Raw genomic sequence first — 18172 nt, 5'->3', positions numbered from 1 at the left:
CCTCAGGTCGCGAGTCCGGCGAGGTGGTGCGGCGCGGAGGGGTCGTACCGTCGGAAGACGGCGTCGGGGAAGTGCGGGCCGACGAGCACGACGTCCCCGCCTCCGACCCGCTCCGCGAGGAGCTGCCGCGTGCGGACCGCCTCCGCTCCGTCGTGGTCCCCGACCCAGACCAGCTCCGGACGGAGGATCTCGGCCGGGCAGTGCACCGCGTCGCCGACGACGAGCGCGCGGAGGCGGCTCCCCTCCACGGCGAAGCCGACGTGACCCGGCGTGTGCCCCGGTGTCCGGACGACCCGGACCCCGGCGACGGGCTCCTCGCCCTCCACGAAGTGCCGACGCCGCGCGTCGATCAGACGGAGCTCGTTCGGCCGCGGCCCCACGGCCTCTCCGCCGTTCTCGGGCCGGCTCCAGAAGTCCCACTCGTCCGCCGCCAGCCAGTACTCGGCGTTCGGGAACGTGGGCACGCCGTCCACGGTCTCGCCGCCGATCCAGCCGATGTGGTCGGCGTGGAGGTGGGTGATCAGCACGGCGTCGATGTCGGCCGGCTCCAGCCCGAGGGCGGCCAGGCTCTCGAGCAGCGCGCCTCCGCGCATGTACGCGTCGCGGACGGCCCCCGGCCGGACGAGGGGGATGGTCCGGTCGCCGATGCCGGCGTCGATCAGCACCCTGCGGTCCGCAGTGGTGGCCAGGACCGCTCCGACGCTCAGCACGAGCATGCCGTCGTCGTCGAGGACGTCGGGGCCGTCGGCGGCGAGCGCGTCGTCTCCGCGGGGGTAGGCGAGTCCGGGCTCCGCGCGGAACTCGCCGTCGGGCAGGTAGTCGAGGGTGATCCCGCCGAGATCGAGGTGGGCCGCGGCTGCGGGTGATGCGCTCATGAGGACTCCGGACGGTGCTCGGGACGGGGACACGAGCAGTGAACCGCGACGAGGCCCGTCCGGCCGTCCGTGGTCCCACCGAGACCGCTCCGCGCCGGCTGGGAGCCGACCGGGCGGCAGCGGAGGGAACGGTGACAGGTCCGCCCCTCCACCCGGCCCAGCCGTGGTTCCACGGACGCCCCGACGGCGACCGCGTTCCTACCGTTCCCACGACGGCCCGCGCAGAGAGCGCGGGCGGGCCGGACTCCGGCCGGACGTCGCGGAGGGAGCATCCATGCGCATCACGGTCCTGGCGGTCGGGTCTCGAGGAGACGTCCAGCCGATGGTGGTCCTCGCCGCCGAGCTGCGCGAGCGCGGACACGACGTCCTGGTGGCTGCACCGGACGACCTCGTGCCGATGGCGTCCGCGCTCGGCCTCGACGCCGTCCCGCTCGGCTTCGACGTGCGGGCGTTCCTCCAGTCGGGCGAGGGGCAGGCGTGGCTCGCCTCCGGAGACACCCGGAGCTACCTCCGCGGCCTGCTGCGGCAGAAGGTCGAGCTCAGCAGCGTGCTGCAGCCCGCGATGGTGCGGGCGGCGGCGGGTGCCGACCTCCTCCTCGCCGCCAACCTCGTCCTCGACGAGGCCTCGTGCATCGCGGAGGCCGCGGGGATCCCCGTCATCGGGATGCACTTCGTGCCGCGGCGCTCCAACCCGCGCTACCCCGCCGTCACCGTGACCGCCCGGAGACTCCCCCGCCCTCTCCCCCGCCTCACGCACCTCATCGCCGATCGCGTCGAGCGGCGGGCGACGGCGGGCTACGTGAACGACCTGCGGCTCGCGCTCGGCCTCCCTCCGACGACCCTGCCGGTCAGCCGGCGCCTCGCGGACCGGGGCGCCTGGGAACTGCAGGTGTACAGCTCCGTGCTGGTGCCCGGCCTCGAGGGGTGGCCGGAGCGCCGGCCGGACACCGGGTTCATCCGCGCGACACCCGAGCAGCACGCGCTGTGGGGCGATGCGGGCGCGGACGACTCCCTCGACGCCTGGCTCGACGCGGGCGACCCCCCGGTGTTCTTCGGCTTCGGGAGCATGCCCGTCGGCGAGCCCGGCCCCGTGCTCGCCCTGCTCGACCAGGTGTGCCGCGACCTCAGGGTCCGCGGTCTCGTCGGCGCGGGCTGGAGCGACTTCGCCGACCGCGCGCCCTCGACCCGGGACCGGCTCCGCGTCGTCGGCGCTCTCGACCACCGCGCCGTCCTCCCCCGCTGCGTCGCGGCCGTCCACCACGGCGGCGCGGGGACCACGGCGGAGTCGCTGATCGCCGGCCTCCCGACCGTGATCGCCGCCGTCTTCAGCGATCAGCCGTTCTGGGGGCGCCGCGTGACCGAGCTCGGGGTCGGGTCGACGTTCGCGTTCGTCGACCTCTCCGCCGACCGGCTCGTCGCCGCGCTCCGGCCCCTGCTCAGGGAGGAGGCCGGGAGGCGGGCGCGAGCCGTCGGCGCGGCGCTCGCCCGCGAGGACGGGGTGCGGGCCGCGGCGGACGCCGTCGAGCGCTCGGTGAGTGCCGGCGTCCGCTGAGACGTCCGGGGTCCGTCAGCCGCGAGAGGCCGCGTTCCGGCGGAGCCCCGCGATCACCGGTCGCCGGTCCGCGCAGCCGCTCCCGGGCGGACGACGCGGTCCACGGCACGGACGGCCCCGGTCGCGTCGGTGCCGTCGGCGGCGAGCCAGACGACGCCGCGGACCGCCTCCACCCCCGGCGCCGGCCGGTCGATCCGGTAGCCCACCCGGAAGGGGAACGAGCCGCCCGTGCTCCAGGGGAAACTCCCGGGCGCCGAGTGGTGCTCGACGAGCTCGACCGTCGCCCAGGTGAGCCCCGCCACCGCCGTGAGAGGGGTGTCGAGGAGCAGCCGGTCGCCCGCGCGCACCGGCGCCGCGGTCACGCTGCCGCCTCGCCGACCTTCAGCGGCGCTCCGTGCCCGGGCAGGATCCAGTGCGCGGGCAGCTCGCGCAGGTGCCGCCCGGCGGCAGCGGCCTCGTCCGGATCGGCGTGGAAGAAGCCGGGGAGCAGCTGCAGGCCGTCGGAGTCCAGCAGGGGATGGCCGGTGACCAGCGCGTCCCCGGCGATCAGGACTCCCGCGGACGGCTCGAGGTACGCGGTGTGCCCGCTCGTGTGCCCGGGGCTCGGGACCACGCGGAGGGTGTGCCCGGTGGTGAGCGCCAGCTCCGTGCCGGCGAGCTCGACGGCGGTCGGCACCCCGACCCGGCCGAGGCCGCCCGCCGCGACGGCGCGGAGCACCCAGTCGATCGTCCGCGGTCGGTGCAGCACCGGGAGGAGCTCCCGCAGTGTCACCTGCTCCTCGATCTCCCGGCGCACGTTCGCCGCCTCCACCGGGCCTGTCGCCACCGCGACTCCGCGGGTCCGCGCCAGCAGACGGCTGCTGCCGAGGTGGTCCGAGTGGCCGTGGGTGATCAGGATCCTCCGCAGGTCCTGCATCCGCCCTCCCGCGAGCGCGATCGACCTCTCGACGAGCCGCAGGTCGCGGGGATAGCCGCAGTCGACCAGCTCGACGGAGCCGTGCCCCGTGAGGACCGTCCAGTTCGACAGCGGCCCCTCGACGAAAAGGACGCCGGGCGCGACCGCGGTCGTCCGCATCCTCACGCGGCTGCGGCGCGCACTCCCGCTCATTCCGGGCCCCTCGAGCCGAGCGGGCGGACGAGGAGCGGAGCGGGAGCGGCCTGCGAGGAGCGGGAAGGACGTCTGGACACTCGGCCATGGTCGTCCCCGCCGACCGAGGCCCGCGTCGGTGGGATCACGGAGATCCGGCGGACGCGCGCGGTCCCCGCCTCGACGGACGCTCCCGGCCCGATCCGATCGGCCCTTCCGGGTCAGCCCGTCTCGGGGAGCACCGTGACGGTCAGCGCCCGCGCCGGAAGCGGGAAAGGAAGCTGCGGAACCGCTCGGCCTGCCGGTCGGTGAAGTCGTTCGACAGCCGGAAGGCCTCCCTCGTCGGATCCGCCCCGTTCGCGACGTCGCGGATGGCGCGCAGCGCCTGCTCCGACGGCGTCGGCCCGTCCCCCGGACGCGGCTGCGCCGACCCGCTCGAGGGGTCCTCGTCGCGCCGGTCCTTCGGCTCCATGTCGCCTCCTCCGCGCCAGCCTAGGCGGCGGGAGGTCACCTCCGACGAGGTGTCGAACGGGGCGCGGACGCCGAGGAGCAGTGCCCCGGCGGTCGGACGCTCCCGGGGCGACGATCGGCCGCGGCCCGTTCCGGAGGGACCGTCGACCGCTCGCGGCCGGGCGGCACGCTCCCCGACCTCGACCCCCGGACCCGGAGCACCACGGCCCCGGGCCCGAGGCCCCCGTCCCGCGGTCCGATGTCCCCCGACCCGGTCCCGCGGGAGCCTGCGGGCGTCAGCCCTTCACCGCTCCGCTCATGATGCCCGCGATGAGCTGGCGTCCGGCGAGCAGGAACAGCACCAGCAGCGGGATCACCGAGAGCACGGCGCCGGCCAGCACGATCGAGTAGTCGACGTAGTAGCCCGACTGCAGCTGCGCGAGCGCCGTCTGCAGGGTCGGATTCGTGGGGCTGAGGACGATCAGCGGCCAGAGGAAGTCGGTCCAGGCCATCATGAACGTGAAGAGCCCGAGGATCGCCATCGCCGGTCGCGCCGCCGGGACGGCGACGGTGAGGAACGTCCGGAACTGGTTCGCTCCGTCCACGCGCGCCGCCTCAATCAGCTCGTCCGGGATCACGTCGACCAGGTACTGCCGCATGAAGAACACGCCGAACGCGGTGACCAGCGTCGGCACGATCACGGCGCCGAGCGAGCCGGTCCAGCCGAGCTGCCGCATCAGGATGAACAGCGGGATGATGCCCAGCTGCGTCGGGATCGCCATGGTCGCGACCACTCCGATCATCAGGCCGTCGCGCCCGCGGAACCGCAGCTTCGCGAAGGCGTAGCCGGCGAGCGTCGAGAACGACACGACCGACAGCGTGATGATCCCCGAGACGATGACGCTGTTCAGCAGCGCCGTCCAGAACGGGATCGCCGTCAGCACCTGCGAGGCGTTGGCGAGGAAGTTGCCGCCCGGGACGAGCGGCAGGGTCTCGCTGCGGGTCGCGTTCGAGCCGCTCGCCACGACGAACGACCACCAGAGCGGGTAGGTCGAGCCGAGGATGAAGGCGCTCAGCAGCCCGTAGGTGAGGAAGCCGGGCCGGTCGACGCGGCCGGCGCGGGAGGCGCGGACGCGGCGCACCGGGAAGGCGGCGGAGGTGGCGGGGGCGGTCATCGCTCGCTCTCGTTCTGGCCGAGGCCGGTGGTGGTGAGCAGGGGGTCCGCGGCGGCGATCTCGTCCGCGGTCGCGGGGCGGGCGGAGCGCCGCTTCGAACGCTGCGAGATCCGGTTCTCGACGGAGGCGATCCGCCGCGAGATCGCGAAGTTCAGCAGGCCGATCAGCACGATCAGGAGGAACAGCAGCCACGCGATCGCGGCCGCCTCGCCGAAGTTCTGGCGGAAGAACGCCATCTCCCAGAGGTAGAGGACGGTGGTCTGGAACTGCCGGTCCGAGCCGCCGATGCCGCCGGCGTTCGACACGTCGAACAGGCGCGGCTCCGCGAAGATCTGCAGGCCGCCGATGGTGGCGGTGATGATCACGAAGATCAGGGTCGGCCGGATGCTGGGGATGGTGATCGAGCGGAAGCGGCGGAACGCGTTCGCCCCGTCGATCGCGGCCGACTCGTGCAGCTCGCGCGGCACGGCCTGCATGGCGGCGAGGAGGATGAGGGCGTTGTAGCCGGTCCAGCGCCAGTTGACCATCGTCGCGATCGCGACGTGGCTGGCGAGGCGGTCGTTCGTCCACTCGATCGGGCTGATGCCCACGAGGCCGATCAGATTGTTGATCAGACCCTCCTGGTCGCTGAAGACGCTCGAGAAGATCAGCGCGACCGCGACCGGCGAGACGATGTACGGCAGCAGGACGCTCATCCGCCAGAAGGTGCTGGCCCGCAGCGCCTGGTCGAGGGCGGCCGCGAGCAGCAGCGCGACGGCGAGCTGCGGGATCGTGGAGAGCAGGAAGATGCTCAGCGTGTTGACGATCGAGTTCCAGAAGAAGCGGTCGCCGAGCACGGCCGCGAAGTTCGCGAACCCGACGAAGTCGCCCTGGCCCTGCAGCAGCTGCCAGTCGTAGAGCGACACGACGAGCGTGTAGACCAGCGGGAACGCGCCGGTGAGCGCGAAGAGCAGGAAGAACGGTGAGATGTAGAGGTAGGGCGAGGCCTTCACGTCGAAGCGGCTCGCGCGCTGGCGGAAGGTCAGCGGGAGTCGGGGCGCCGGGCGCCGCTTCCCCGCGGGGGGCGTCGCCGTGGCCGGCGGGGTGAGTGTGCTCGTCATGGCGCTCTCTTCGAGGTCGAGTCGGAGTCGGAGGGGATACGGCGGGGCCGGAGAGGTCTCGGTCCGGCCGGCGGCAACGGTTCTCCCGTGCGGCGAGGCGGCCCGGGATGCGGGCGGCCCGGCCGCACGGGGACCGGGAGGTCCGGTGGCGGCCGGACCTCCCGGATCGGGTGGGCGTCGGCTCGGAGGCGTCAGCCCCCGGGCGTCGGCCCGACCGGATCAGTCGACGAGCTCGCCGAGGAGCTGGAGCGCCTCGTTCCAGCCCTCCTTGCCGTCGATCTCGCCGCGGTCGACCTTCTGCAGGACCGGTCCGAAGACGTTCTCCTGGATCAGCGAGTCGTCCGGGCCCTTGTACTGGGCGACGACGCCCTCGGCGCGCTGCGCGAGGATCGCGCCGGTCGGGGAGTCGTTCATGCCGGGGTCGGGAGCGGCCGCTGAGGCGAGCTCCTTCTGCGCGTCGAGGGTGCTCGGGAACGGTCCGGCCGCCTCGAACGCCTTCAGCTGCTGCTCCGGCTCACTGAGCCACGACGCCAGCGCGGCGGCCTCGGCGGGGTGCTTCGACTGGGTCGGGACGGAGAGGAACGAGCCGCCCCAGTTGGCGGGGCCGCCGGGGAAGACGTCGGCGAAGTCCCAGCCGGTGGCCTCGGCGTTCCCGCCGCCGGCCTCGACGTTGCTCTTCAGCGTGCCGAACATCCAGCCCGGGCAGACGAAGGTGGCGAAGGTCTGGTCGGTGAACGATTTGCCCTTGTTCCAGTCCCACGCCTTCTGCGCGGCCGAGAGGCCGGAGGCGGTGGCGTCGGTCAGCTGGCCCCAGCGCTCCTCGAGCTCCGGGTTGCCCTCGACGTTCAGCTCGCCGTCGGAGGTGTAGTACCCCTCGGGCAGCTGGTTGACCATGGCGTTCCAGACGAATCCGGAGTGGTCGAACCAGGCCTTGCCGGTGGCGTCGTGGTACTTCTGGCCGGCGGCGAAGTAGTCGTCCCAGGTCGCGTCCGGTCCGCCGAGCATCTCGGCGACGGCGGCGCGGTCGGTGGGCATGCCGGCGGCCTCGAAGGCGGCAGTGTTGTAGCAGAGGCCCTCGGGTCCGATGTCGGTGCCGTAGCCGATGACGCGTCCCTCGGGGTCGGTCGCCTGCTCGTACTTCCAGTCGACCCAGTCGGCCTTGCGGTCCTCGATGCCGTGGTCGCGCAGGTCGACGAACTGGTCCGAGACCTCCATGACGGAGCCGAGCCAGCCCTCCTCGATGGCGACGACGTCGGCGAGTCCGGAGCCGGCGGCGAGCTTGGTGAACGCGTCGGTCCGCGCGTTGCCGCCGGTGTCGATGTTGTTCGGGACGATGGTGATCCCCGGGTTGGCGTCCTCGTACTCGCCGTAGAGCTCGTCGAAGCCCATGGCGTTGAACGTGGTGACGGTCAGCTCGATCTCGCCGCCCTCGGAGGCGTCGGATCCCGACGAGCATCCGGTGACGATCAGGGCGAGGGCCGAGGCGCCGGCGATCGCCGCGGCGATCCTGGTGCGTCGTGAATAGGGCACGGTCACTCCTTCGTGATGGTGGTGGGGCACCCCTGGGAGCGCTCTCACGCGTGCTGTTCCGCGTATGTGAGAGCGCTCTCACGAGGTGTGCGGCGAGCTTACGCACGCCCCCGCGGAGAGGTCAAGCGTTTTCGAGAGAGCGCTCTCATCCACTTGTTGGTCCCCGCCCAGCCGCGCGCCTCCCCGCCGCCCTCGCCCCGCGAGAACGCAGAAGTCGCGGTACTCGAACGCGAGTACCGCGACTTCCGTGGACTCATCGCCCTCTGCCGATCGAGTAGCGGCTACTCGACCAGCAGGCCGACCTCAGCCCACCAGCACCGCGAAGCCCTGCGCGGGCAGCTGCACGGAGACGGCTCCGGACGGCGACGTCTCGCTCACGAGCGCGCCGTCCTGCGAGTAGACGCGCAGGGTGCCGGAGCCGCCCGAGACGCCGATCGCCGTGGTGCGCACGCCGTCGGTGGAGTTGCGGATCAGCTCGGTGCGGCCGCCCTCTCCTCCGACCACGAGGCGCGTGACCAGAGGTCGCACCAGCATGGCGTCGAGGCGCGTCTCGCCGCTCAGCGGGCGGACCTCGACGCTCGACGAGCCGGCCGGCACTGTGCGGCGGAGCTTCTGCGGGAGCAGCGCGCCCGCTGCCTCGGTGACCCCCTGCGACCCGACGGTCGAGCGGAGCAGGTCGAGCGGCCGCTTCCCCGACGTCCAGACGCTCAGGGGCGTGCGCTCCGTGCCGCGCTGCGGCTGGTCGATGACGGCCTCCACCACGCGGTCCTGCGTGGACGAGCCGATCGGGATCGAGATCGCGCGGCGCGGGTCGGTCAGCGAGAGGTACGAGCCGCTCCAGCCGGCCTCCCCCGTCCAGGACGACTCGGGCGTCACGACGGTGCCGCTGCGCGCGCTCTCCGCCTCGACCAGCGTCAGCCCGTCGCGCGAGCGCTCGGTGGCGACGGAGCGGGCACGGTCGGCGACGTCCGGGTGTGCGTCGAGCGCCAGCATCGCCAGCAGGCCGTGGATGGTGCTCTCGGCGCCGCTGTTGCGGTTGACGGACCCGTCGGCCTGGACGCCGTCGAAGACGACTCCGGTGGCCGGGTCGTAGACCGGGCCGAGGCTGCGGTTCAGGCCGAAGAACCAGGCGCCCTGCACGGCCGCGAGGTCGGTGAAGGCGCTGGAGCCGGTGGCATCGGCCAGGGCGAGCGAGTTCTGCAGGCGGGAGTCGGCTCCGTAGGCGATCTGCACGCGGTCGGTCGGAGTCGGGTTCCAGCCGTTGTCGGGGCCGCCGGCGGTGAGCAGCTCCGGAGCGAAGCGGGCGCCGTCGACGAGCGCGGGCTCGAGGAGGGAGGAGTCGTCGAGCGCTGCGGACGACGCGGCGAGGCCGCCGGCCATCTGCGACGACCAGGAGTGCCAGAGCGTGCGCGACTTCGTCCACGGGAGGATCGCGCCGTACGGCCAGGCGGTGGTGTCCGCCTCTGTGGTCGTGGTGCGGGCGTAGGCGGCGACGCCCTCGGCGAGCTCGGCCGTGCTCGTGCGGACCGCGGAGTCGTCGGGGGCGGCCTCGAGGTAGGCGGAGAGGCCGAGCAGCGCCTCCGAGGTGGCGTCGGCGCCGTCGACGATCAGCCAGGCCGGCACCTGCACGCCGTCGGCCTGCGCGTACTCGCCGTAGCGCGTGAGCACCTCGCGGTCGACCGCCGCGACGCCGAGGCGCAGCCGCTCCTGCAGGAAGGCGGCGAACTCCGGATTCGTGTCGCGGAACGCCGCGTAGCCCTCGCCGAGCGCCCACAGGGTGCGGGCGAGCCAGTAGCTGTCCTCGGAGTCACTGGGGTCCGGCAGCTCGACCGGCTCGGCGCTCGCGTTGAGCTCCCCGTCGGTCTGCATCCAGAGGACCACGTTCCCGGCGTCGTCGCCCTCGGTGGTCTGGAAGTAGGCGAGGGCGCGGAGCGTCTCAAAGGCCTTCTCGCGGCTCTCGGTCGAGCCGGTCTGCTGCCAGTGGCGGAGGTAGACGACCGCGGCGCGCGAGATGTCGTCGGTGTTGAACGCGCCCTGCTCGTAGTCGCCGGTCGCCGGATCGAGGCGGCCGCCGCCGACGCGCTCGAAGGTGCCGCCGTCGCGGGCGTCGGCGTAGGTCCACGGCATCACCAGGTTCGGCTCCTCGTCGAGCCGGTAGGTGGTGTGGCCGGGCTCGGGCACCGGAGTGGCGGTGTCGAGGAGGAAGTCGAGGTGCGCCGTGTTCGTCAGCGGCTCGGCCGCCTGCGCGGGGGTCGCGCCGAGGGCGAGGCCCCCGACGGTGAGGGCGGCGGCGGCCAGGACGGCCGCCGATCGGGTGAGCGTGTTCGTCATCGAACTCTCCTTGGGTGGGGGATGTGGGGGGCGGATCTCGATGCGCCGGCGGTGCGGGCTACTCGATCAGCGGGAGGCGCCGACGGACTGGATCAGCGACGTCAGCCGTCCGTGCGGACGAGGCGGGCCGCGCCGATCTTCGAGTCGGCCATGCCGTAGAAGACGTAGTGCTGCCCGTCGATCTCCTCGATCGCCGTCGGGAAGACGACGTTCGGGACGATCCCGCTGCGCTCCTCCTCCGTCTCGGCCTCGAGCAGCGGCTCGGCGGTGCGCGCGATCACCCGCGACGGGTCGTCGCCGTCGAGGAGGATCGCTCCGGCCGAGTAGTTCACGTGCTGCTGCTGCGCGAAGGCGCTGTCGATCACTCCGGTCACCCCGTGGTGGATGAGCAGCCACCCCTCGGGCACGCGCAGCGGCGCCGGTCCGCCGCCGACCTTCAGCTCCTCGAACGGGAACTCCGGGCCCGCGAGGAACCGGTGCCGCGTCCAGCGCGTGAGGCTCGCCAGGTCGCGGTCGACCTCGTCCACCGGCACGTAGCTGATCCAGATGCTCTGCCGCGGGTCCTCGATCCCGGCCGGGAGGCGCACGCCCTCGCCCGGCCGCGTCTCGCCGAGGTCCCACATCGGCCGGTGCAGCACCGCGAACGAGCGGGTGCCGTCCGGGGCGGCGACGATCTCGGGGAAGAACACGCAGTCCTTGTTGTGGAACAGGCCCAGGTCGATGTCGAGAGCGTCGTCGTAGGCGAAGGTCACCGGGCCCAGGCGCCGCCAGTCGCGGAGGTCCTCCGACACGGCGAGCGCCGTCCGGGGCCCGAGCGGCCCGTAGGCGACGTACGTCATCACGTGCAGGCCGAGCGCCTCGATGAAGGTGATCCGCGGATCCTCCACGCCGGCGTTGTGCGCGCCGCGCTCGAAGCCGCGGTCGGGCGCGAGCACGACGCCCTCGCGCTCGACTCCGACGGGCACGCCGCCCTCGACGATCACGCGGGCGAGCCCCACGCGGGAGACGTTGCCGGCGGCGACCATCCGGGGCAGGAGGTAGAGCTCGCCGTCGGGTCCGCGGCCGCTGCCGGGGTTGAGCACCCCCTCGGCTTCGAGCTCGTCGCCCGGGGCGGGGTCCATCACGACGCCGACGCGCTCGAGACGGTAGGGGACAGTGGTGAGGGTGGGAGACATGGTCAGCCTTTCACTCCGGATCCGAGATCGGTCGAGACGAAGTAGCGCTGGAACACGATGAACAGCACCACGACGGGCGCGGCGAGCACGACGGCTCCCGCGAGGATCGCCCCGAACGGGTTGTCGGTCGACGACGCCACGTTCGAGATGTAGTTGGCCAGGGACACGGCGAGCGGCTGCAGCGACGCGTCCTTGGTGATGAGGAACGGCCAGAGGAACTCGTTCCAGGGGCCGATGAAGGTCAGCAGCACGGCGGTCACCAGCGCAGGCCGCACCAGCGGGAGCGCGATGGTCCACAGCAGCTTCAGCTCGCCGGCGCCGTCGATGCGGGCCGCCTCGAACAGCTCCTTGGGGAGCTGCAGGAAGTACTGCCGGAAGATGATCACCGCCGTCGAGTTGATGGCGAACGGCAGGATCATCCCGAGGTGGCTGTCCGCGAGGCCGTAGTCGCGCGCGATCAGCACGTAGAGCGGGATCTGCAGCAGCTGGAACGGGATGACCTGCACCAGCAGGGCGAGCGCGAACACCGCGTTGCGCCCCCGCCACTGCAGCATCGCGAGCGCATAGCCGGCGAGGACGCCGAAGAACACGGTGCACAGCAGCACGCCGCCGGTGAAGATCCCGGAGTTGACCAGTCCGGTGAGCAGGCTGATCCGCTCGTTCACGTTGACGTAGTTGTCGAGCGTGAGGTTGCCCGGCTCCGGGATCGCTCCCGCCAAAGTCGGGTCCGGGTCCGTCTGCAGGGAGCCGACGATCATGTAGTAGAAGGGGAAGAGGAAGACGATCGCGCCGATCGCGAGCACGACTCCGCGCAGGATCACGGCTCCGCGGCTGGAGCCGACGGGGCGCCTCCGCGGCGACTTCTCGGGGGCGACGGCGGCGGGCACGGCCGAGGCGGCGCCTCCGGCACTGGACAGGGTGCTCATGAGTTCCTCTCCCCCGCGAAGCGGTTCTGCAGATAGGCGATGACCAGCACCAGCAGCACCAGGACCACGCCGATGGCCGAGGCCACGTCGGGCTGCCCCTGCTGGATCCCGAGCTGGTACATCAGCAGCACGGGCGAGGCGGACGCGCCGTTGGGGCCGCCTCCGCCGGTGAGGAGGTAGGGCTCGGTGAAGAGGTTCGCCCCGGTGACGGTCGACACCAGCAGCACCAGGAGGGTCGCGGGCCGCACGCTCGGCACGGTCACCGACCAGAACTGGCGGATGCGTCCGGCGCCGTCGGTCGAGGCCGACTCGTAGAGCTCCTTCGGCACGTTCTGCAGCGCCGCCAGGTACAGCAGGATGTAGAACCCGAGCTGCTTCCAGGTGACGTAGAGCGCGATGATCGGCATCGCGAGCTGCTCGTTGATCAGCCACGACGGGTTCGGCGCGAGCGGCCCGAGGAGGCTGTTGACCAGCCCGTTCCCGTTGAAGAGGAACAGCCAGACGCCGACGACCGCGACGCTCGCCGTGACGTAGGGCACGTAGAAGCTGACGCGGAGGAACGTCCGCAGGTGCACGACCTTGTCGAGCGCCGCGGCGAGAAGCAGGGAGAGCACCACCGTCAGCGGCACGTTGATCACCAGGAAGATCCCGATGTTGCCGAAGGAGCGGATGACCTGCGGGCTCGAGAACGCCGTGACGAAGTTGTCGAGGCCGACGAACGGCCGCTCCACCTGCACGCCGGGAGCTGCGAAGAAGAAGTCGTGGAACGCGATCCAGACCGAGTAGACGACCGGGAACGCGAAGACCGCGAGCACGAAGAGGAGGTAGGGGCTGCCGAACAGCAGCCCGAGGGGCTGGGGCCCGAGGACGCGGTGCAGGAGGCTCCGCTTCCCCGGTGCCCCGGCCGGCGCGGGCCGGCGGGTGAGGGTGGTCACGGCCGGGTCACTGCTGGCCGGCGAGCCCGGTGACGGTCTCGGCCGCTCCGTCGAGCGCCGTCGTCACGTCGCCCTCGCCGAAGATGACCGTCTTGCCCCACGCGTCGCGGATCGCCTGCAGCATCTGCACCGTGTTCGGCCCCGACGGCACCTCGATGGTGCGGCTCGCCTGGTCGCCGAAGCGCTGGTAGGCGGGGTTCGCCTCGAAGTAGTCGGCGTAGGTGGTCTGCAGGTCGGTGCGCAGCGGCATCTGGCCTGTGGTCGCGAGCAGCGAGCGGTCCTGCTCCTCGCTGGTCGCGAACTTCAGCACCTCCCAGGCGGTGCCCTTGTTGGCGCAGGCGGAGTAGAGGCCGACGTTCTTCGCGTCGCTGAAGGTCCAGGTGTCCTCGGCGGGCGTGCCGTCGGGGGTGGGCACCGAGACGGAGCCCCAGTTCAGGTCGTCGTAGACCGAGACCGCCCAGGGGCCGACGATCGACATCGCGGCCTGGCCGTCGGCGAAGGCGTCGCCCTGGTACTGCTCGCGGCCGGCGAGGCCCTGGTCGTAGAGGCTCTTCCAGAAGTCGGCGACCTCGTAGCCCTCGTCGTCGGCGAAGGTGGCCTTGCCGTCCTCGACGAGGCTCGTCCCTCCGGTGGCCGCGGCGTAGAGCGGCATGAAGTCGAACTGGGTCTGGAAGAACTCGCTGGTGGGCGCGGGCTGGATCGCGGCGGGCGCGGCTCCCGACTCGACCAGCGTCTTCGACGTGGCGAGGAAGTCGTCGTAGGTCGACAGCGACGGGTTCTCGGGGTCGAGTCCCGCCTTCGCGAAGAGGTCCTTGTTGTAGAAGATGACGACCGGGTTGCTCTTCCACGGCATCTGGAAGTACTCGCCGTCGGCGTTCTGGTACTGCTCCGCGAGGTCGCCGCTGCGGGTCTCGATGTAGTCCGCGCCGCCGTCGAAGCTCGAGAGGTCGACGAGTCCGCCCTGGCGCTCGAACTGGCCGACCGCGCTGGGGGCCGTGTTGAAGACGAGGCACGGCGCGTTGCCGGCCGTGATCGCGGCTCCGATGACCTCCTCGCTGCTCTTGCCCGCGGGGATCTCCTGCCCGGTGATCTCCTCGTCCGGGTGGTCCGCGTTCCAGGCGTCGACCATCGCCTTGCCCCACTGCACCTCCTGCTCGTTGTTCGAGTACCAGATGGTGATCGGTCCGGTGGCGGTGAGGTCGGTCGACGCTCCGCCGCCACCGCTGCAGGCGGTGAGGGCGAGCGTCGCGAGGGAGGCGGTGGCGATCCCGGTCAGCCAGCGTCTCGTCGTTGAGGTGCCCATGGTGTTCTCCTTGTCCGGCGTGCGCGACGGTGCGCACGCGTCTTCAGTGGGTCGACGGCCGCGGAGGAGCGGTCGAGTGGCGCACCACGAGCCCGGCGGGCTCGAGGTCGACGTCGGGGGCGCTGCCGGACTCGATGAGGTCGAGCAGCGTGCGGGCGGCCTCCTCGCCCCAGCGCGCGGGGCGCGTGCGGGCCGAGGTCAGCGACGGGTAGACGTGGGCGGCGATCTCGGAGTCGTCGAAGCCCGTGATCGAGAGGTCGTCGGGGAGCCGGAGCCCGCGGGCGTGAGCGACTCCGAGGCCGGCGATGGCCATCGGGTCGTTGCCGAAGACGATCGCGGTGGGCGGAGTCGGGCTGTCGAGGAGGCGCTCCGTGGCCGCCGCGCCCTGCTCCGCACTGAAGTCGGTGGCGACGAGCGCGGTGGGATAGAGCCCCGCGTCGGTGCAGGCCCGCGTGAAGGCCTCGCGGCGGCGGGAGGAGTGGAGCAGGTGGTCCGGCCCCGCGACGTGGGCGATGCGGCGGTGGCCGAGCTCCGCCAGGTGCCGGACGGCGTCGGCGATGCCCGCGGAGTCGTCCATCACGACGGCGGGTGAGGAGGAGCCCTCCAGCCGCCCGAGCGTGACGGCCGGGATCTGCAGCTCGGCGAGCAGCGCCGGCCGGGAGTCGTCCTGCCGGAGGTCGGTGAGGAACACGCCGTCGACGCGGCGGTCGGCCGCGAGCGTGCGGTAGACGGCCTCCTCGGAGGCGCCCGGGTCGACGACGCTGAGCACCAGCACCCGGCCGCGCTCGGCGAGCACCCGCTCGACCCCCGAGATGAAGGAGGGGAAGAACGGATCGGCCGCGATGACCGCCGGGTCGCGCGCCACGACGAGGCCCACCGCGAACGAGACGCTGGTGGAGAGGGAGCGGGCCGTGAGGCTGGGCCGGTAGCCGAGCTCGGCAGCGACGCGGAGGATCCGCTCACGGGAGTCGGGCGAGACGCCCGGCCGGTCGTTGAGCGCGAACGAGACGAGCGCCTTGCTCACGCCGGCCTCACGTGCGACGTCGAGGATCGTCGGTCTGCCCGCCATGGGAGCTCCTTCGCTCGTCGCCGCGTCTGAACCGGTTCTGTAAACCGGTTCAGAGCACCGTAGCAGGGAGGCGAGCGGAGGAGAAGAGGGAGGTGGATGAGGCGGTGCGCGTGCCACCTGGAGCCCGTTTCCCGCCTGTCCCCGGTGCTGGAACGTGCACGCGTCGGCCGGTCGCTACGGTGTCGGACGCCTGTGCACGGGCCCCCGGGATGGCCGCCGAGCGAGTGGCTCCAGGCCGCTCACGGAACCGTCGAGCGACGGAATCTGAGAGCCCTCCGCGACCCGGCTCCAGCGCGTCCGCGTGGTGCTGGAGTGTCCCGGTGCCCGGTGACCCCGCAGGCACTCCCCCGATCCGAGAGAGAGAACGATCATGGCCCGCCCCCACACCGCCAGCCGCACCACGAGCGAGCAGCGCACCGAGCACGCCGAGCAGTACTCGGCCGGAGCGCGCTACGCGTCGGAGGCGTTCGGCACCTTCCTCCTGGTCGCCGGGGGCGTCGGCACCGCGGTGTTCGCCTCCGCCTTCCCCGACTCCGGCAACGCGCTCGGAGTGGGCTTCCTCGGTGTCGCCCTCGCCTTCGGCCTCACCGTGATGGCCGGCATCTACGCTGTCGGCCACATCTCCGGCGGCCACTTCAACCCCGCCGTCAGCGTCGGCCTCGCCATCGCCGGCCGCACCGAGTGGAAGCACATCCCCGGCTACATCGTCAGCCAGATCCTCGGCGGGCTCATCGGAGCCGGAGTCGTCTTCCTCGTCGCCGCCGACGGCCCCGCCGGCTACCTCGCCGCCGCCCGCGAGTCCGGCTTCGCCTCCAACGGCTACGGCGCCGCCTCCCCCGGCGGCTTCGGCCTCGGCGCGGTCCTGCTGACCGAGATCGTCCTGACCGCCGTCTTCGTCGCCGTCATCCTCTCCGTCACCGCCAAGAGCGAGTACAAGGCCGTCGCGCCGCTGGCCATCGGCTTCACGCTGACGCTCGTGCACCTGATCAGCATCCCGGTGAGCAACACGTCGGTGAACCCGGCGCGGTCGATCGCTGCCGCGGTGGTCGCAGGACCGGATGCGCTGGGGCAGGTGTGGGTGTTCCTGGTCGCGCCGATCGTGGGAGCTGCGATCGCGGGGGTCGGGACGAAGGTGCTGAACCGGCGGAAGTAGGGGGTTGAGTCGCGCGGCGGAGTAAACCTGTCCTTTCGGACAAAGTCAGGCTGACGAGCGGGGACCACCTCGCTGGAAAATTGGAACCCCGCTCGCCAGCAGGATGTCCGCGTCGGCCTGGGCGACCAAGAAATGGCCGGCCTGGTGGTCGCCAAGGAGCATGGCGGCATCTCCGCACAGGTCCCGCTCAAGATGCCCCATCAGCCGGAAGCGATAAATCGCAAATTTTATCCCCGGGTACCGTCCCGGAGATTGCACGCTTTCGGCGACGAGACCTTTGAGCTGCAGCCGTGCGCACGCGTGCCCGGTGAATAGGCATCAGACGAAGCTGCCCTGGTGCCGCTCCGCCTCTGACCACCGCCCACCAGGGCGACACGGCTTATCCCACCATGCCATAACGCCACGGACATGCGCCCGTGATCCCGCGGGCGGGTGGCCTTCAACATCAAGACGACCGCCTGACTCAGAAGACGAATGATGCACGAACCACCTCCAGTCTGTCTCACGAGCGCCTGCCTGGCTATTAAACCCGACCAAAGATCTATCGCGACAGAGGGTCGGGAAGAGCGTCGAACTCTAGAGTGAATTCGTGTACCGCTGCGAGACCCGAAGACGTTTCCCGACTGTAGCGCCGCGCGTAAGGAAAGATGATGCTTGTCGAAGTGCCGATCGCTTCGCACAAATAATACCAAGCAAACCCGAGAACTTGCGTTTTCGGCCCCACAGGACAAAGATAGAAATTCTGCGCTTCACCCCTCGCCTTCAGAGAGCTGATGTGGTCACTAATCACCTGAGCGGTCATGAATGGGTTATTGGCCGGTGCGAATAGCAAGCTACGGTTGCGAAGATCGTTGATTGCCTCCTTCACCTGCGAGACTCGGTAAATGCTTTCCTGGTACATATGCGCCTGCAGCCCCGGCATACCAACCACCAGGTAGTGATCGGCATTTCGCTTATCCTCTGCGGCCGCCTTCACGAGATCAATATCGTAGCCAGCGCCGATTATAAGGCAATCACGCGCATTGAACGCTGGGCGATGAGTGCCGGCATACCCAGGCACGACTCCAACCCTCTCCACAGGACCCTTCGTGAAGGTGGTCGCCTGGCCAGACTTGTACGAAACGGGGTCGGAGTAGAGAAAGGTTGCTTTAGTAAGCCCCGCCCGCTTAAGTACAAGCGGCAATACCATCAAATGTTGCCTCATCATCCCCGTGATGTCGATTGCCACCTTTGAATTAGCATCAATAGGATGAGCTTGGAAAAACTCTTCCCAGACATCTATCTCTGAGAGGCCATCAGGCGGCACCCACCAAGAGGATCTCGGTAACTCAGCATCTCGGTAGCCATACTCTCGATGAATCAGCCAATACTTTTCAATTGCTGAAACTTGAGTGAATACAGACGCCACTCTTTCCGAGTCATTAAACGCCGAGATGAGAACATCGAACTGAAGGTTTGAGAGATTGGCCGGGGAATGACGTTTGCGGCTAAATATGCTGAAATCGTACATA

At 71.0% G+C, this 18172-nt stretch carries 16 protein-coding genes; 2 read left to right on the top strand and 14 right to left on the bottom strand.

Annotation, left to right across the window (positions count from 1 at the left end; all coding sequences use genetic code 11):
• Positions 1–2: 2 nt before the first annotated feature.
• Entirely contained in the window at positions 3–875 is an 873-nt protein-coding gene (locus C5D50_RS04385) for an MBL fold metallo-hydrolase (protein WP_104282844.1), read from the bottom strand.
• Between the two features lie 274 nt (positions 876–1149).
• Here C5D50_RS04385 and C5D50_RS04380 point away from each other — a divergent pair, with 274 nt between their 5' ends.
• Positions 1150–2427, top strand: coding sequence for a glycosyltransferase (locus C5D50_RS04380; RefSeq protein WP_181137287.1), 1278 nt, complete (start codon positions 1150–1152; stop codon positions 2425–2427).
• Between the two features lie 53 nt (positions 2428–2480).
• On the opposite strand, the gene C5D50_RS04375 is transcribed toward C5D50_RS04380, so the two are convergent.
• The 12 genes from C5D50_RS04375 to C5D50_RS04320 form a co-directional block, all read right to left on the bottom strand.
• On the bottom strand, positions 2481–2789 hold the full coding sequence (locus C5D50_RS04375; protein ID WP_104282842.1) for a hypothetical protein: 309 nt from the start codon (positions 2787–2789) through the stop codon (positions 2481–2483).
• Entirely contained in the window at positions 2786–3535 is a 750-nt protein-coding gene (locus C5D50_RS04370; protein ID WP_258069552.1) for an MBL fold metallo-hydrolase, read from the bottom strand. The genes C5D50_RS04375 and C5D50_RS04370 overlap by 4 nt, the downstream gene beginning before the upstream one ends.
• 229 nt (positions 3536–3764) lie before the next feature.
• The gene (locus tag C5D50_RS04365) at positions 3765–3986 is read right to left on the bottom strand and encodes a hypothetical protein (RefSeq protein ID WP_104282840.1); all 222 of its coding nucleotides are present in this window, start codon (positions 3984–3986) and stop codon (positions 3765–3767) included.
• A 274-nt stretch (positions 3987–4260) separates the two neighbouring features.
• Complete coding sequence (locus C5D50_RS04360; RefSeq protein ID WP_104223961.1) at positions 4261–5139, bottom strand: carbohydrate ABC transporter permease; 879 nt, start codon at positions 5137–5139, stop codon at positions 4261–4263.
• Positions 5136–6239 (bottom strand): carbohydrate ABC transporter permease, encoded by a 1104-nt coding sequence (locus C5D50_RS04355; RefSeq protein WP_104225835.1) that lies wholly within the window; start codon positions 6237–6239, stop codon positions 5136–5138. Before C5D50_RS04355 ends, C5D50_RS04360 begins: the two co-directional genes overlap by 4 nt.
• Positions 6240–6458: 219 nt before the next feature.
• On the bottom strand, positions 6459–7769 hold the full coding sequence (locus C5D50_RS04350) for an ABC transporter substrate-binding protein (RefSeq protein ID WP_104224001.1): 1311 nt from the start codon (positions 7767–7769) through the stop codon (positions 6459–6461).
• A gap of 303 nt (positions 7770–8072) precedes the next feature.
• Positions 8073–10100: a hypothetical protein gene (locus C5D50_RS04345; RefSeq protein ID WP_104282839.1), complete on the bottom strand. Its 2028-nt coding sequence runs from the start codon at positions 10098–10100 to the stop codon at positions 8073–8075.
• 101 nt (positions 10101–10201) lie between these two features.
• The gene (locus tag C5D50_RS04340; protein ID WP_104282838.1) at positions 10202–11275 is read right to left on the bottom strand and encodes a glycosidase; all 1074 of its coding nucleotides are present in this window, start codon (positions 11273–11275) and stop codon (positions 10202–10204) included.
• 2 nt (positions 11276–11277) lie between these two features.
• Positions 11278–12201: a carbohydrate ABC transporter permease gene (locus tag C5D50_RS04335; RefSeq protein ID WP_104238931.1), complete on the bottom strand. Its 924-nt coding sequence runs from the start codon at positions 12199–12201 to the stop codon at positions 11278–11280.
• The gene (locus C5D50_RS04330) at positions 12198–13136 is read right to left on the bottom strand and encodes a carbohydrate ABC transporter permease (RefSeq protein ID WP_104223956.1); all 939 of its coding nucleotides are present in this window, start codon (positions 13134–13136) and stop codon (positions 12198–12200) included. The genes C5D50_RS04335 and C5D50_RS04330 overlap by 4 nt, the downstream gene beginning before the upstream one ends.
• A gap of 7 nt (positions 13137–13143) precedes the next feature.
• Positions 13144–14439, bottom strand: a complete 1296-nt coding sequence (locus C5D50_RS04325) for an extracellular solute-binding protein (RefSeq protein ID WP_104282837.1) — start codon at positions 14437–14439, stop codon at positions 13144–13146.
• A gap of 43 nt (positions 14440–14482) precedes the next feature.
• Entirely contained in the window at positions 14483–15508 is a 1026-nt protein-coding gene (locus tag C5D50_RS04320) for a LacI family DNA-binding transcriptional regulator (protein ID WP_104282836.1), read from the bottom strand.
• Positions 15509–15878: 370 nt separating this feature from the next.
• On the opposite strand from C5D50_RS04320, the gene aqpZ reads away from it, so the two are divergent.
• Positions 15879–16661, top strand: a complete 783-nt coding sequence (aqpZ, locus tag C5D50_RS04315; RefSeq protein ID WP_104282835.1) for an aquaporin Z — start codon at positions 15879–15881, stop codon at positions 16659–16661.
• 541 nt (positions 16662–17202) lie between these two features.
• On the opposite strand, the gene C5D50_RS16320 is transcribed toward aqpZ, so the two are convergent.
• The gene (locus C5D50_RS16320) at positions 17203–18171 is read right to left on the bottom strand and encodes a hypothetical protein (RefSeq protein WP_146086882.1); all 969 of its coding nucleotides are present in this window, start codon (positions 18169–18171) and stop codon (positions 17203–17205) included.
• Position 18172 lies beyond the last annotated feature (1 nt).

This window comes from Rathayibacter sp. RFBD1 (genome assembly GCF_002932915.1).
Lineage (GTDB): Bacteria > Actinomycetota > Actinomycetes > Actinomycetales > Microbacteriaceae > Rathayibacter.
The sequence above is the reverse complement of the archived record's forward strand: the minus strand, read 5'-3'. Positions and strand labels throughout refer to the sequence as shown.